This window comes from Enterococcus sp. PF1-24, assembly GCF_029893325.1.
Classification (GTDB): Bacteria; Bacillota; Bacilli; order Lactobacillales; family Enterococcaceae; genus HY326.
In genome coordinates this window covers 52,319-66,906 of the sequence record NZ_JARXWL010000014.1, presented here as the reverse complement: position 1 = coordinate 66,906, position 14,588 = coordinate 52,319, and the positions used below count along the sequence as shown (strand labels likewise).

General features: G+C 38.8%; 14 protein-coding genes. 9 read left to right on the top strand and 5 right to left on the bottom strand.

Annotated features, from left to right (window positions below; genetic code table 11):
• Positions 1 to 122: 122 nt before the first annotated feature.
• Positions 123 to 743 (bottom strand): NAD(P)H-dependent oxidoreductase, encoded by a 621-nt coding sequence (locus M2139_RS07905; protein WP_280738287.1) that lies wholly within the window; start codon positions 741 to 743, stop codon positions 123 to 125.
• 146 nt (positions 744 to 889) lie between these two features.
• On the bottom strand, positions 890 to 1,999 hold the full coding sequence (gene ald, locus M2139_RS07900) for an alanine dehydrogenase (RefSeq protein WP_280738286.1): 1,110 nt from the start codon (positions 1,997 to 1,999) through the stop codon (positions 890 to 892).
• A gap of 289 nt (positions 2,000 to 2,288) precedes the next feature.
• Between ald and M2139_RS07895 the strand changes: the two genes are divergently transcribed.
• From M2139_RS07895 to ilvA, 9 genes are all read left to right on the top strand, one after another.
• Positions 2,289 to 3,704, top strand: coding sequence for a pyruvate carboxylase subunit B (locus M2139_RS07895; RefSeq protein WP_280738284.1), 1,416 nt, complete (start codon positions 2,289 to 2,291; stop codon positions 3,702 to 3,704).
• A gap of 20 nt (positions 3,705 to 3,724) precedes the next feature.
• Complete coding sequence (locus M2139_RS07890) at positions 3,725 to 4,033, top strand: OadG family protein (RefSeq protein WP_280738283.1); 309 nt, start codon at positions 3,725 to 3,727, stop codon at positions 4,031 to 4,033.
• Positions 4,034 to 4,047: 14 nt separating this feature from the next.
• A complete protein-coding gene (locus M2139_RS07885; protein WP_280738282.1) occupies positions 4,048 to 4,386 on the top strand; it encodes a biotin/lipoyl-containing protein in 339 nt (112 codons plus the stop codon).
• Between the two features lie 12 nt (positions 4,387 to 4,398).
• Positions 4,399 to 5,532, top strand: coding sequence for a sodium ion-translocating decarboxylase subunit beta (locus tag M2139_RS07880; protein WP_280738281.1), 1,134 nt, complete (start codon positions 4,399 to 4,401; stop codon positions 5,530 to 5,532).
• A 456-nt stretch (positions 5,533 to 5,988) separates the two neighbouring features.
• Positions 5,989 to 7,680: a dihydroxy-acid dehydratase gene (ilvD, locus tag M2139_RS07875; protein WP_280738280.1), complete on the top strand. Its 1,692-nt coding sequence runs from the start codon at positions 5,989 to 5,991 to the stop codon at positions 7,678 to 7,680.
• Between the two features lie 232 nt (positions 7,681 to 7,912).
• On the top strand, positions 7,913 to 9,604 hold the full coding sequence (ilvB, locus tag M2139_RS07870) for a biosynthetic-type acetolactate synthase large subunit (protein WP_280738279.1): 1,692 nt from the start codon (positions 7,913 to 7,915) through the stop codon (positions 9,602 to 9,604).
• A gap of 4 nt (positions 9,605 to 9,608) precedes the next feature.
• Positions 9,609 to 10,091: an acetolactate synthase small subunit gene (ilvN, locus tag M2139_RS07865; RefSeq protein ID WP_280738291.1), complete on the top strand. Its 483-nt coding sequence runs from the start codon at positions 9,609 to 9,611 to the stop codon at positions 10,089 to 10,091.
• A gap of 79 nt (positions 10,092 to 10,170) precedes the next feature.
• A complete protein-coding gene (gene ilvC, locus M2139_RS07860) occupies positions 10,171 to 11,166 on the top strand; it encodes a ketol-acid reductoisomerase (RefSeq protein ID WP_280738278.1) in 996 nt (331 codons plus the stop codon).
• Positions 11,167 to 11,278: 112 nt separating this feature from the next.
• Positions 11,279 to 12,535 carry a threonine ammonia-lyase IlvA gene (gene ilvA / locus M2139_RS07855; protein ID WP_280738277.1) on the top strand — a complete coding sequence of 419 codons (1,257 nt, stop codon included), beginning with the start codon at positions 11,279 to 11,281 and terminating at the stop codon, positions 12,533 to 12,535.
• Positions 12,536 to 12,597: 62 nt separating this feature from the next.
• Here the strand turns inward: ilvA and M2139_RS07850 are convergent, their stop codons facing one another.
• From M2139_RS07850 to M2139_RS07840, 3 genes are read right to left on the bottom strand one after another with little or no spacing between them, the layout of a single operon-like run.
• The gene (locus tag M2139_RS07850; protein ID WP_280738276.1) at positions 12,598 to 13,041 is read right to left on the bottom strand and encodes a hypothetical protein; all 444 of its coding nucleotides are present in this window, start codon (positions 13,039 to 13,041) and stop codon (positions 12,598 to 12,600) included.
• A 32-nt stretch (positions 13,042 to 13,073) separates the two neighbouring features.
• Positions 13,074 to 13,247, bottom strand: coding sequence for a hypothetical protein (locus M2139_RS07845; RefSeq protein WP_280738275.1), 174 nt, complete (start codon positions 13,245 to 13,247; stop codon positions 13,074 to 13,076).
• Positions 13,186 to 14,583, bottom strand: coding sequence for an N-acetylmuramoyl-L-alanine amidase (locus M2139_RS07840; RefSeq protein WP_280738274.1), 1,398 nt, complete (start codon positions 14,581 to 14,583; stop codon positions 13,186 to 13,188). The genes M2139_RS07845 and M2139_RS07840 overlap by 62 nt, the downstream gene beginning before the upstream one ends.
• Between the last annotated feature and the right edge of the window lie 5 nt (positions 14,584 to 14,588).

Genomic DNA, 14,588 nt, shown 5'->3' with positions numbered 1-14,588 from the left:
ACTATTTTCAATTTGAGTTCAAAACTATATTTAGCCATAAAAATACCGACCTCCAAATGTTAGATTTTTGGTCTAACTTTTGGGGGTCGGTACAGGCTTGTGGTTTTTTGAATAGCAGATGTTTAAAAAGTTTTAGCTAATTTTTCAGCATTTTCAAGAGCGTCGTGCATGACTTGATCATAAGTATCTGGTTGGTGATCGATCCCTTCAATCGCTAACTCTTCAACACTTTCAACGCCAACAAAGTTTAACATGCCTTTGACATATTGCGCAGAAAAATCTTTACCAGCGTAGACGCCACCAGCGGATTGAATATGCAAAGCTTTTTTACCAGAAGTTAATGGTAGTGGGCCTGTTTCGGTATAACGGAAAGTTTTACCAGCCACACTGATGCTGTCAAACCAAGCTTTTAAACGAGTTGGAATGTTTAAATTCCATAAAGCATTAGCGATTACAACTTTATCAACAGCTAAAAATTGTTCAGTTGCATCGTTGAAAGCTGCAACTTTGGCTTGTTGCGCTGCTGATAAATCAGTAAAGGCAGTGCCTTTTTGTAAAGCTCCCCAAGCGGTAAGCATATCTTTATCAATTTCGGGAATACCTTTTTCGTATAAGTTTAACGTGATGATTTCATCACTAGGATTTGCTTTTTTATAAGCAGTTATAAAAGTATCTAAAACTTTAATGGTTTTAGATTCATTAGCTGTTAATGGATGTGCATTTACTACAAGAACTTTAGACATAATGATTCTCCTTTTAATAGTTTTATTGATTACAACTTTATCTTACTAAAAATAACGAAATAAGCCAATAAAAATGCTTGCTCATTTTTATTAACTAATCAAAAAAGTTTGAATACATCTGAGTGTATTCAAACTTTTTGAGCATTTTATACTAATGAAGTAATCGCTGTGTGTTGGGCATTCATTGCTTCAGCCACACCGGCAAAAGTAATTTCACCAGCAAAGGTATTAATCGCTGATTGAATCACAGTTGATTCTTTAATCGCTGTTGTAATGCCTTTGTTAGCAATCTCTAAACCATAACGTAAAGTTGCATTGGTTAAGGCGATAGTTGAAGTATGTGGTACCGCACCAGGCATATTAGCTACGCAATAATGCGTTACGCCGTCAATAACATAAGTTGGTTCGTCATGATAAGTGGCATGAGTAGTTTCAAAACAACCCCCTTGATCGACAGCCACGTCAACTACAACAGCACCGTCTTTCATATCAGCTAAATAAGCTTTTTTCAATAATTTTGGTGTTGCTGCGCCAGCAATTAAAACCGCACCAATTACTAAGTCCGCATCTTGACATTGACGGTGAATTTCATAATCCGTGCTATACATAGTTTGAACAGTCCCGTTAAAAATTTGATCAATGTACTCTAAGCGCTCTAAATTTTTATCTAAAATCGTTACATTGGCACCAAAACCGATTGCCACTTTTGCTGCGTTAATGCCGACAACACCGCCACCAAGCACAACGACTTTCGCTTTAGCAACGCCAGTTACGCCACCAAGTAAAATACCAAAGCCGCCAAAAGGTTTTTCCAAATATTTTGCGCCTTCTTGAACAGCTAGTTTACCAGCAACTTCACTCATTGGTTTTAATAATGGTAAAGCGCGGTTTTCTTCTAATGTTTCATAAGCAACCCCAATGACTTTGCTTTCAGTTAGGGCTTTAACTAATGGTTCGTTGGCCGCTAAATGTAAGTAAGTGTATAAGATTAAGCCTTCTCTAAAATATTGATATTCACTTTCTAACGGTTCTTTGACTTTAATCATCATATCAACATCGTTCCAGATGTCTGCCGGGTTTTCAACAATCACTGCTCCAGCTGCTTGATAGTCACTATCTGTAAAACCACTCGCAACTCCAGCTCCTGCTTCGAAATAGAACTTATGACCAGCGGCTGTATATGCAGCAACCGATGCTGGTGTACATCCTACTCGATATTCATGACGTTTAATTTCTTTTACGCATCCAATTTTCATATGAATCCCCATTTCCATTTTTAGGTACCTTTCTATAATCGCAAAAAAATGAGAGCAGGTCAATAAAACAATGAGAATTTGACCAAAAATTTATAAAAAAAACTCATGATTAAATAAGTTTATGTAAAAAGCTAGCGCTGGCTTTAAAGTAGATTTTTAATTAAAGCTAGTTAATTAAAATCCAATGATAGCTTAAAATAAAGCGTTTTCAAAAACTGTCAGTATGTTATACTTAAAGATAGAAATGACAGTTTTTTGCACTTATTAGTTCAAGGAAAGGAAGACATTTATGGGAGAATTAAGGAAAGTTGGTTTTACGGAAACAGTATTACGAGATGCCCATCAAAGTTTGATGGCAACCAGGATGACCTTAGCGGATATGGAACCTATTTTACCGGTTTTAGACCAAGTAGGCTTTGATTCGCTAGAGTGTTGGGGTGGCGCTACTTTTGACGCTTGCATTCGCTTTTTAAAGGAAAATCCGTGGGAAAGATTACGGCGAATTAAAGAGTTAGCTCCTAATACACCGTTACAAATGTTATTGCGAGGCCAAAACTTATTAGGTTATCGCCATTATGCCGATGATGTGGTTGAAAAATTTGTAGAAAAATCTGCCGAGAATGGCATTGATATTTTTCGAATTTTTGACGCTTTAAATGATTGTCGCAATTTAGCAGCAGCATTAAAAGCGGTAAAAAAAACCGGCAAGGAAGCACAACTGACAATTGCTTATACAACTAGCGAAGTGCATACTGTGGCCTATTATCAGCAGTTAGTTGAAGAAATGACTGCCATGGGGGCAGATTCGATTTGTATTAAAGATATGGCAGGAATTTTAACGCCCACCAAAGGCCGTGAATTAGTGCTGACTTTAAAAAGCGTAACGGATTTACCGATTATTGTGCATACCCATTGCACCAGTGGAATTGCTTCAATGACTTATCAAGCAGTGATTGAAGCGGGGGCTAGCCGAATTGATACCGCTATTTCGCCCTTTAGCGAAGGAACGAGTCAGCCGGCGACAGAATCAATGGCTTTAGTTTTACAAGAAGCAGGTTACCAAGTGGCTTTGGATTTAGAAAAATTAAACGAAGCAGCGGCTTATTTCCGCAAAATTAAAGATAAATATTTGGATAATGGTACTTTGGAAGCAAAAATGCTGACACCAGACCCGAGAGCGTTAATTTATCAAGTTCCTGGTGGCATGCTTTCAAATATGTATTCACAATTAAGTGCAGCTAACGCTTTAGATAAATATGAAGCCGTCTTACAAGAAGTGCCGAAAGTTCGAGCAGATTTAGGTTATCCACCATTAGTAACGCCGTTAAGCCAGATGGTGGGGACACAGGCAACCATGAATGTGATTGCTGGCGAACGCTATCAAATGGTTTCTAACGAAGTCAAAGCTTATTTAGTTGGCGAATATGGCAAATCACCCGTGGCAATTACCGAAGATTTTCGACGGCAATTGGTTGGCGATACACCAGTGATTGATGAACGACCAGCCAATCGTTTAGCGCCAGAATTTGCTAAATTAACTGCCGAAATTGGTGATTTGGCAGAAAATGAAGAAGATGTTTTAATTTATGCACTATTTCCGCAAGTCGGTAAAGATTATTTGTTGAAAAGACAGAGTGCAACGAGTAATCCCGCTGAAGGTACGGTCGCTAAAGAGCAACCAATTAAAATTTATGGCTTTATTTAAGAAATAAAGGAGGAGTGGTTATGCAGTATTCATTAACCGAAGTTTTTAAAGTAACAATTGTTTCGATGAGCATGGTTTTTTTAGTTTTAACAGGGTTGATGTTTTTAATGATGGCAAGTGCTAAATTATTTAAAGAAAAAAATTTAGATAAGGAGAACGAAGCCAGCGATGAAGAAATTTTGATAAGTAACGATTTTACGGTTGAAAATTATCAGCTTTTTGAAACGGATGAGCTCGCAAAAGTCGCGGCTTTAACCGCCCTAATTGAAGCTGGGGAAAATAAAGAGGGACGCGCCTTTCAAATTGAAGAAATTAAACGCATAAAATAATAGGGGATGAGAAGATGAAAATTTATGAAGTGGAAGTTAATGGTCAAGTTTACCAAGTGAAATTAAAAGAAGTTGCTCAAGGGGAAGGAGTAGCAAGCACACCAACTATTGCCACGCCAACCAACAATTCGGTAGAAACCGCAGGGCAAAAAGTCAATGCACCAATGGCAGGGACGATTTTAGCTGTCAAAGTCAGCCTTGGTCAAACCGTGAAAAAAGGCGATACACTAGTTATTCTTGAAGCGATGAAAATGGAAAATGAAGTTGTAGCACCAGCTGACGGTGTCGTGCAACAAATCGTGGTTGTCGCCAATCAGGGAGTGGAATCTAACGAGTTATTAGTCGTTATTTAAGGAGGAGTTCAGATGATTGACATTTTTAAACAAATGATAGAGACTTCTGGCTTCGCCAATTTAAGCTTTAATCATCTATTTATGATAGCTTTGGCGTGTGTCTTTCTTTATTTAGGGATTAAGAAACAATATGAACCTTATTTAATGATTCCAATTGCTTTTGGTATTTTATTAGTGAATCTACCTTTAGCAGGTTTAATGGCGGGACCAGAAGGCGGTAATCCTGGTGGCTTACTTTATTATTTATATCAAGGGACTAATTTAGGGATTTATCCCCCTTTAATTTTCTTATGTTTAGGGGCTTCAACTGATTTTGGGCCTTTACTGGCAAATCCTAAAACGATTTTATTAGGAGGCGCAGCGCAATTTGGGATTTTTGCCGCTTTCTTTTTGGCGGTTTTATTAGGAATGACGCCCCAAGAAGCAGCTTCAATCGGAATTATCGGTGGCGCAGATGGACCGACGGCGATTTTTTTAACTACCCGTTTGGCACCGCATTTATTACCAGCGATTGCTTTAGCGGCATATTCTTATATGGCGTTAGTGCCGATTATTCAACCACCAATTATTCGTCTGCTGACAACGAAAAAAGAGCGACAAGTTGTAATGACGGAATCGCGGCAAGTCAGTCAAAGAGAAAAAATTATTTTTCCGATTATGGTGACGATTTTCGTGAGCTTGGTTGTCCCTAGTTCCACAACTTTAATTGGTTGCTTAATGTTAGGTAATTTAATTCGTGAATCTAAATTAGTGCCGAAATTAACTGATGTTTTGCAAAATGCCATGATGTATATGGTGACGATTATTTTAGGGATTACGGTGGGGGCGAAAGCCAATGGAGATTTATTCCTTTCAGCCACAACTTTAAAAATTATCTTTTTAGGGTTATTAGCTTTTTCAATCGGTACAGCAGCCGGTGTATTATTTGGAAAATTAATGTATCGCTTGACTGGTGGAAAAATCAACCCAATGATTGGTGCGGCTGGTGTTTCAGCGGTTCCGATGGCAGCGCGGGTAGTTCAAATTCAAGGGCAGAAAGAAAATCCAAATAATTATTTATTGATGCATGCTATGGGACCCAATGTTGCAGGAGTGATTGGTTCAGCCGTGGCCGCGGGTGTGTTATTAGCCTTTTTCGGTGGATAAACTATAAAGTAATTTTCAAAAAAAGATTAGTGTTTGCTAGTCTTTTTTTGATTTTTTGTCGGATTAAGAGATAAAATAACTGAAAATGAAGAATTTTCTGACTTTTTCAAAAAAATTAGTTGACAATGAACAATAAAATAGCTAAACTTAATAAAAGTAAGAGCGTTTCACATTTTTCTTTAATTTAAACTTATAATTAACAAGGGGCCATTACCATGAAAAACTACAGACAAAATTTAGTCATTATTTTATGCTTGAGGACTTAGAACGCTTAGAGATTTTTTTCTAATGCTGTTTGAGTCCTATTCGTCTTTAGTGAATGGGGTTCTTGCTAAGACATCCCAAACTTTGTGGGATGTCTTTTTTATTAGCTTAAACTTGAAGAAGTACAGAAATAATCAAAATTTAAAATTTACGATTGACTAAAAAAGAATTTAATTTTAAGGAGTGAGGAATTTGCGAAGTGATCAAATAAAAAAAGGTATCGATGCAGCACCAGCGAGAAGTTTATTATATGCAACTGGGCAAGTTAAAAATGCGGAGGATATGCAAAAACCCTTTATCGGGATTTGCAATTCATACATTGATATTGTTCCCGGACACGTTCATTTACGAGAGTTAGCCGATGTCGCTAAAGAAGCAATTCGTGAAGCCGGCGGTATCCCCTTTGAGTTTAATACAATTGGGGTGGACGATGGCATTGCCATGGGGCATATCGGCATGCGCTATTCTTTACCAAGTCGGGAGTTAATTGCCGATTCGGCAGAAACAGTCATCAACGCTCATTGGTTAGATGGGGTTTTCTACATTCCTAACTGTGATAAAATCACCCCGGGAATGCTCTTAGCGGCGGTGCGCACCAATGTACCCGCAATTTTCTGTTCAGGCGGTCCCATGAAAGCTGGAATTGATCCCCGTGGTCATAAGACGACTTTATCTTCCATGTTTGAAGCAGTCGGTGCTTATAAAGATGGCCAGTTAACTGATTCTGAGTTTGAATTTTTTGAACAAAATGCTTGTCCGACTTGCGGGTCTTGTGCCGGCATGTTTACAGCCAATTCAATGAATTGCTTGATGGAAATTTTAGGGATGGCTTTACCAGGAAATGGTACGATTTTAGCAGTTTCCGACGAAAGACGTGAATTAGTTCGTGAATCAGCCTTCCATTTGATGGATTTAGTGAAAAAACAAATTAAACCACGGGATATTATTACTAAAGAAGCGATTGATGATGCTTTTGCATTAGATATGGCGATGGGTGGTTCTACTAATACGGTATTGCACACTTTAGCTATCGCTAATGAAGCCGATATTCCTTATAACCAGGAAGAAATTAACGAAATTGCTAAACGTGTCCCTTATTTATCAAAAATTGCGCCATCATCGGCTTACTCAATGCATGATGTTCATGAAGCCGGTGGCGTTTCAGCGATTATTAAAGAATTAGTAGATTTAGGGGATGCCATTCATCCTGATCGGATCACAGTTTCAGGGAAAACCTTACGGGAAAATGTCGCAGATGCCAAAATTAATAATCAAGAAGTTATTCATCCAAAAGAAAATCCTTACAGTCCAGTTGGTGGTTTGTCGGTGCTATACGGTAATATTGCACCCAAAGGCAGCGTGATTAAAGTGGGTGGCGTGGACCCTTCCGTGAAAGTCTTTACAGGAAAAGCGATTTGCTTTGACTCTCACGATGAAGCGGTCGCCGCAATTGATAATCACACTGTTCAAAAAGGGCATGTGGTGGTGATTCGTTACGAAGGGCCAAAAGGTGGTCCCGGAATGCCAGAAATGTTAGCGCCGACTTCAAGTATTGTCGGGCGGGGTTTAGGTAAAGATGTGGCTTTAATTACTGACGGTCGTTTCTCAGGTGCTACACGGGGAATTGCAGTCGGACATGTTTCACCAGAAGCTGCGTCCGGTGGTCCAATTGGATTAGTTGAAGATGGCGATGAAATCACCATTGATTTAATTAATCGGACGATTCAGCTAAAAGTGAGTGAAGAAGAGCTGGCAAACCGAAAAGCTAAATTACCGAAATTTAAAGCCAAAGTAAAAACTGGCTGGTTAGCCCGCTACACAGTTTTAGTAACTTCTGCTCATACTGGCGGCATCATGCAAATCCCAGAAGATTTACTAGAGTAATAGAAAAGTGAAGAAACTTGTTCTGCACCCGAACGAAGTGCAGAATCAAATTATAGTGGCGTTTTCTGCCACGAATTTTATTCTCACTTTGTCGAGAGGAGCTAGCGCACATAGCTAGATCAAGAGCAAAGTGAAGTGCGCTCGTCCGCCACTTTATCAAATAGCAAATTTAAACAACTAAGTAAGTATGAAAAACAAATTGAAGAATAGGTTTTTATAAGGGGGAATTTCAATGGCGGAGTATGGGAAAGCTCTGAATGGTGCTGAAATTTTGCTGCATTCCTTGAAAGAACAAGGAACAGAGCTGATTTTTGGTTATCCTGGGGGAGCTGTTTTACCATTATATGATGCATTATATAGTTCGGATTTGAAGCATATTTTAGCGCGACATGAACAAGGCGCTGTTCATATGGCAGAAGGCTACGCCAAAGCGACGGGGAAACCTGGTGTGGTATTTGTAACTAGTGGACCGGGGGCTACCAACGCGATTACCGGAATTGCCGATGCTATGAGTGATTCTGTTCCGTTAGTGGTGATTACCGGGCAAGTAACAACGCCTGGAATTGGTAAAGATGCGTTTCAAGAGGCGGATGTTGTCGGTTTAACGATGCCAATTACTAAAAATAACTATCAAGTTCGCGCTGTTAAAGATTTAGCAAAAATGGTGAAAGAAGCTTTTCATTTAGCAACAACTGGGCGAAAAGGACCAGTAGTCATTGATTTACCAAAAGATATGACCGTTTCAGAAGTTCCGCTAGAAGCTACTGGACCAGTGAATTTAGTCAGCTATCAGCCAACTTTACAACCCAATCAATTACAAGTGAAAAAATTACTAGAAGCTTTAAAAGTAGCCAAAAAACCGCTTGTTTTAGCTGGTGCTGGCGTGATTCACGCCAATGCTAGCAAAGAGTTAATCGCTTTTGTTGAACAATTTCAATTACCGACTTTAACAACCTTGTTAGGTTTAGGCACCATTCCTTATGAGCATGAATTATTTTTAGGTATGGGTGGCATGCACGGTTCTTATGCTGCCAATATGGCATTAACCGACTGTGATTTATTGATTAACATTGGCTCTCGTTTTGATGACCGTTTAGCCAGTGCGCCTGATGAATTTGCGCCTAATGCCATTGTGGCTCATATTGATATTGACCCAGCTGAAATTGGTAAAATTATCGAAACACAAATTCCGATTGTCGGGGATGCTAAAGAAACCTTGATTCAGCTGCTAGCAACAAGTAGTGAACAACCAACTTGTGAAGAATGGCGAAAACTTAATCAAGACCGCAAAAACCAGCATCCGTTTAAATTTGATCGTCAGCAAATCGCTGAAATTAAACCGCAACGGGTAATTGAATTAGTAGGAGAATTAACTAAAGGCGATGCCATTGTAACAACCGATGTGGGGCAGCATCAAATGTGGTCCGCTCAGTATTATCCTTTTAAATATCCACAACAAATCATCACTAGTGGCGGCTTAGGGACGATGGGCTATGGGATTCCGGCGGGGATTGGTGCTAAATTAGGTGCCCCAGAGAAAGAAGTTGTAATTTTTGTCGGCGATGGTGGTTTCCAAATGACCAATCAAGAATTAGCGATTTTAAATGACTATAACATTGATTTAAAAGTAATCTTAATGAATAACCGTTCGCTAGGCATGGTGCGCCAATGGCAAGAAAGCTTCTTTGGTGGTCGTCGTTCCGAGTCAGTTTTTGAAAATCAACCAGATTTTATCAAGCTGGCAGAAGCTTATCATATTAATGGTTTTAAAGTGGATAAACCAGCAACTTTTGAAGCAGATTTTACTAAAGCCTTTAAGAGTCAAGGCCCTGCAGTAATTGAAGTGTTAGTTTCCACAACAGAACATGTTTTACCAATGGTGCCAGCTGGCAAGCCAAATGACCAAATGTTGGGGGTGGACTAAGATGATGAGAAGAATTATTACCGCAACAGTGAACAACACTTCTGGGGTACTGAATCGCTTTAGTGGCGTGCTTAGTCGCCGGCAAGTAAATATTGATAGCATTTCGGTAGGGGCAACAGAAACCGCTGGCATTTCGCGAATTACCATCGTGATTCAAGTTGAAGATTTAGCGGAAAGTGAACAAGTTACCAAGCAAATTAATAAGCAAATTGATGTGATTAAAGTTTCGGACATTACCGATGATTCACCGTTAGAGCGGGAATTGGTCCTTGTTAAAATCAATGCTCCTGTCAATTTGCGTTCAGAAATCAATTCTGTCATTGAACCATTTCGTGGCAATGTGATTGATGTCGCCAGTAAAACAATTGTCATTCAAGTGGCAGGCACGAGCGAAAAAATCAATGCCTTTATTGATGTGATTGCGCCTTATGGTATTAAACAATTAGCCAGAACAGGTGTTACCGGTTTTAGTCGCGGCAATCGTTAAAATAAGATTCAACAAGCAAAATTTGCTTTTGAAAAATATTCTACAAAATAAAAAATGAAAAAATAATGGAGGTTCTATCATGGCAACAGTTTATTATGATGATGCAGTAGCAACAAATCAATTGGAAGGGAAAATCGTGGCGATTGTCGGTTATGGCTCACAAGGTCACGCTCATGCCCAAAATTTAAGAGATAATGGCAACCAAGTGATTATCGGGATTCGCGAAGGTAAATCTGCCGAAGCAGCTCGTAATGATGGTTTTGAAGTTTTACCAGTAGCTGAAGCTGCTAAAAAAGCTGATTTAATTATGATTTTGGCACCTGATGAAATTCAAGGAGCTTTATATGAAGCTGAAATTGCACCGAATTTAGAAGCGGGAAATTCATTAGTTTTCGCTCATGGCTTCAATATTCACTTTGATGTAATTCAGCCACCGGCCGATGTGGATGTCTTTTTAGTGGCACCTAAAGGCCCAGGCCATTTGGTTCGTCGGACATTTACAGAAGGCTTTGCGGTACCTGCCTTGTTTGCGGTTTACCAAGATGCTACAGGTTCAGCTCGTGAAAAAGCTTTATCTTACGCTAAAGGAATTGGTGCTACTCGTGTCGGCGTCTTAGAAACAACCTTTAAAGAAGAAACTGAAACAGATTTATTTGGCGAACAAGCGGTTTTATGTGGCGGTTTAACAAGTTTAATCGAAGCTGGTTTTGAAACCTTAACGGAAGCAGGCTACCAACCTGAATTAGCTTACTTTGAAGTTTGTCATGAAATGAAATTGATTATCGACTTGATTTATGAGGGTGGATTTGCGAAAATGCGTAATTCAATCTCTAACACTGCTGAATATGGGGATTATGTATCTGGCCCACGAGTAATTACTGCCGCTGCCAAAGAAAACATGAAAGCTGTTTTAACTGATATTCAAAATGGCAATTTTGCGAAAGGCTTTATTGATGATAATAAAAATGGCTTTAAAGAATTCCATCAAATGCGGGAAGATAATGCCGGCCATCCAATTGAAAAAGTGGGGGCTGAGCTACGTAAAATGATGCCTTTTGTATCACAAAAAGACTAGGCTTAACTAAAACCGGGCAAGTTTTTTAAAGGAAAAGCTTTGAAAAACTTGCCTGTTGCTTTTAGCTTTGCAAGTCAATTACATACTATCGGGAAAGAAAGTAGAGAAGAAAATGGATTTAGTGACTAAGCAAGATATTTTAACGGCTTATGAAGCAATTAAAGAGGGCGTCAGCCAAACACCATTGCAATTTGACCGCTATTTATCAGAAAAATACCAATGCCAAGTCTATTTGAAACGGGAAGACTTGCAAAAAGTTCGCTCATTTAAACTGCGTGGGGCCTATTATGCAATTAAAAGCCGTCCTTATCAGCAAGTGAAAAATGGCGTAGTCTGTGCCAGTGCTGGCAATCATGCCCAAGGGGTCGCTTATACTTGTCGGGAAATTGAAGTACCAGCGGTGATTTTTATGCCAACAACAACGCCCAATCAAAAAATTTCCCAAGTAGAATTTTTCGGTGGGGAGTTTGTTGAAGTTAAATTAATCGGTGATACTTTTGATGCTTCAGCCGAAGCGGCGAAAAACTACGCGGAAGCTAATCAGTTAGTTTTTATTGATCCTTTTGATGATCCGAAAATTATTGCGGGTCAAGGAACTTTAGCGGTGGAACTTTTTCAACAAGCAGCTGAAAATGAAGTTGCGGTGGATTATATTTTAACGGCAATTGGCGGTGGCGGTTTAATCAGTGGCGTTTCGACTTATAGCAAAGGTGTTTCACCAGAAACGCAAGTGATTGGCGTTGAGCCGCAAGGGGCGATGTCAATGGAAGCAGCGTTTAACGCTGGCAAACCAGTTGTTTTAGAAACCATTGATAAATTCGTCGATGGCGCAGCTGTAAAAGAAGTTGGCCAATTAACTTATCAGCACGCAAAAACTTATGTGGATCGCTTGTTATCGGTTCCTGAAGGGGAAGTCTGCAGTACAATTCTTGATTTATACAGTAAACAAGCGATTGTCGCTGAACCAGCAGGCGCATTAAGTATTGCTGCCTTAAATCAGTTAAAAGCTGAAATTAAAGGAAAAACCGTTGTTTGTGTTGTCAGTGGCGGCAATAATGATAGTAATCGCATGGCGGAAATCGAAGAGCGTTCTTTAATGTTTGAAGGTTTAAAACATTACTTCTTAATTAATTTCCCGCAGCGACCAGGAGCTTTGCGAGAATTTGTAACTGATATTTTAGGACCTAACGATGATATTACCCGTTTTGAATATACGAAAAAAGTCAATCGTGGTACAGGTCCGGTAATTTTAGGAGTCTTATTGAAAAATAAAGCTGATTTGCCAGCTTTGTTAGATCGGATGGCAACTTTCGATCCGAAATTTATTGATTTACAAGAAAATCAATCCTTATATACTTTATTGGTTTAAATGAAAAAAAAAAGATTTCCCGCGCTAAAAAGGGAAATCTTTTTTTTTTAGATTATTAATAATTACTGTGCAGCAATTAATTGTAAGAGTAGTTGCACATCTTTTTTGATTAAAGGAGCCATTGTATCTTTAAATTGACTAAAATCAATTGTGGAAAGGGCATCTTTAATTTCAGGATGCAATTCTGGCTTATAATAGACCAGCTCCTGCAGATAAAGCAAAGCTTGACGAATAGCAGTGGGTTTTGGATCATGAACCATTGCTAAAATTTCGTTAATGGCAAGATTGATTTGTTTTTCATCATCCCACTGGGCTTGTTTACAAGCCAATCGGAAACCGCGAACTCGCATAACATATTTATCACTCTTTAACATGGAAATAAATTCGTTTAAGTAAGGATACAATTGATTGCTGGTTTCGGAAATTTTTTCCAATTCTTGTAAATTCTTATAAGCTAGATTGTTATCCTTTTCATAAAGACTTTGAATTTTAGTGTTTAATTCCAAAATGAACAGCTCCTTATTTGAATAAATTTCTTTTAATTGCCGTACCAACCGATATTTTCTGATGACCAACCAGCTGCTAATAAAGCTTGAACTTCAGTTTGACTCGCTGTGTAATGGTGAGAACCGGCGTCGCGAGCATTAGGGTTAAACAAGCGATAAATCGCTTGTTTTTTTGCTATCAGCTGAATACCAGCTAACCGCTTCATATTGCCAGCCGCTACCAACTAAAGAGTCCCGTTCATTTGTATTTAATGTATAGTGATGTTCACCACTATTGGGATTGTAAAGACGATAAACTTCGCTACCGGCATTTGGTGCATGCCAGCTAACGCCTTCATCTTGCCAACCGTTAGCCACTAGATTTTGCGCTTCTCCTTGGCTTTTCGTATAGAAATGCTCGCCATTGTTAGGATTATAAACCCGATAAATCGGATTATTAGTGCCACCAATCGTTAATTGTTGGCCAAAAGTCACGGCTGATTGCAGATTTGCTTCATAACCAATTTTCACTTGTAAATTTTTATTGTAGAATTTTTCATTCATTGGGAAACTTGCTTCAAAACCTGACCAATGTGCCGTTGGATATTGTGGGTAAAGTGCACCAACATCAGCCCGAGCTTGATTTTTTACCGCTACTCGTTGAACTTCTTGACCAGTTGCTGAGTCGATTAAAACCAACCAACGTTGTTGTTGAAGCGTGTTAGCTTCTGAAAAGTACCAACCTTTTAATTGAATCTGACCATTGTTTTCTGCAAAAGTTTCTAAATTACAAAGAGTTAAAGTGGTGTGGTTGATTTTTTCACCAGTGATTCCTTCAATTATTCTTTTAGCGATGCCATCTAAATTGTTGCGAATCGCTGCTAAATCTTTTGCGTTAGAGATAAAACCAATTTCTACTAAACGATAAGGAATACCACGGTCTTTAAAAATCTGTAAATTATATAAATCAGTTCGATAATTTAAACCTTGATTGCCGGCGTATTTTGGATTCCAACCAACATATTCTTTTAAAGTGTTGGCAATTGCGTAATCTTGCGGATTATTTGTGCCAGGAGCAACAATCACGTGGCCACCAGTTTCATCACCAATTGAACCATCTAAGTGGAGTTCAGTCACCGATTGATAAGAAGTGCTGACTGTAAAAGCACCAGCTTTTTTTTGTGATTCAGTATACATATTTTTGTTTGGATCATAAAAATCAATTTGAGCATTTGAGATTTCCGCATATTTCCGTAAATAAGGAAGTAATTCATTACGAGTGAAATCTTTTTCGTTGGTGCCATTTCCTTGAGCCCCTAATTCATTATCACCATGACCTAAAACGATTAGATACTTGTTCCCGCTACGAGCAAAGGTACGAGCTTTTGGTAATGCCTCTTGGAAATCTGCTAAAGTTGCTTCTTGTTCTTCGGTAATCAATTGACCTTCTGCTGTTAATGAATCATAATTTGAGCTGATTTCCTCAGCATTTGCAACTAAGGAAGTAGAACTTAAGCCTAAGATGCATAAAATAAGAGTTGCAAAGTTAAACAATTTTTTCACGATAT

What these genes read in the sequence shown, in the direction of transcription:
- ald (WP_280738286.1), bottom strand. Translation starts at nt 1,999, where the DNA reads ATGAAAATTGGATGCGTAAAAGAAATTAAACGTCATGAATATCGAGTA.
- ilvN (WP_280738291.1), top strand. Translation starts at nt 9,609, where the DNA reads ATGAGAAGAATTATTACCGCAACAGTGAACAACACTTCTGGGGTACTG.
- M2139_RS07885 (WP_280738282.1), top strand. Translation starts at nt 4,048, where the DNA reads ATGAAAATTTATGAAGTGGAAGTTAATGGTCAAGTTTACCAAGTGAAA.
- ilvA (WP_280738277.1), top strand. Translation starts at nt 11,279, where the DNA reads ATGGATTTAGTGACTAAGCAAGATATTTTAACGGCTTATGAAGCAATT.
- M2139_RS07905 (WP_280738287.1), bottom strand. Translation starts at nt 743, where the DNA reads ATGTCTAAAGTTCTTGTAGTAAATGCACATCCATTAACAGCTAATGAA.
- M2139_RS07890 (WP_280738283.1), top strand. Translation starts at nt 3,725, where the DNA reads ATGCAGTATTCATTAACCGAAGTTTTTAAAGTAACAATTGTTTCGATG.
- ilvB (WP_280738279.1), top strand. Translation starts at nt 7,913, where the DNA reads ATGGCGGAGTATGGGAAAGCTCTGAATGGTGCTGAAATTTTGCTGCAT.
- M2139_RS07845 (WP_280738275.1), bottom strand. Translation starts at nt 13,247, where the DNA reads ATGAAGCGGTTAGCTGGTATTCAGCTGATAGCAAAAAAACAAGCGATT.
- ilvC (WP_280738278.1), top strand. Translation starts at nt 10,171, where the DNA reads ATGGCAACAGTTTATTATGATGATGCAGTAGCAACAAATCAATTGGAA.
- M2139_RS07880 (WP_280738281.1), top strand. Translation starts at nt 4,399, where the DNA reads ATGATTGACATTTTTAAACAAATGATAGAGACTTCTGGCTTCGCCAAT.
- M2139_RS07895 (WP_280738284.1), top strand. Translation starts at nt 2,289, where the DNA reads ATGGGAGAATTAAGGAAAGTTGGTTTTACGGAAACAGTATTACGAGAT.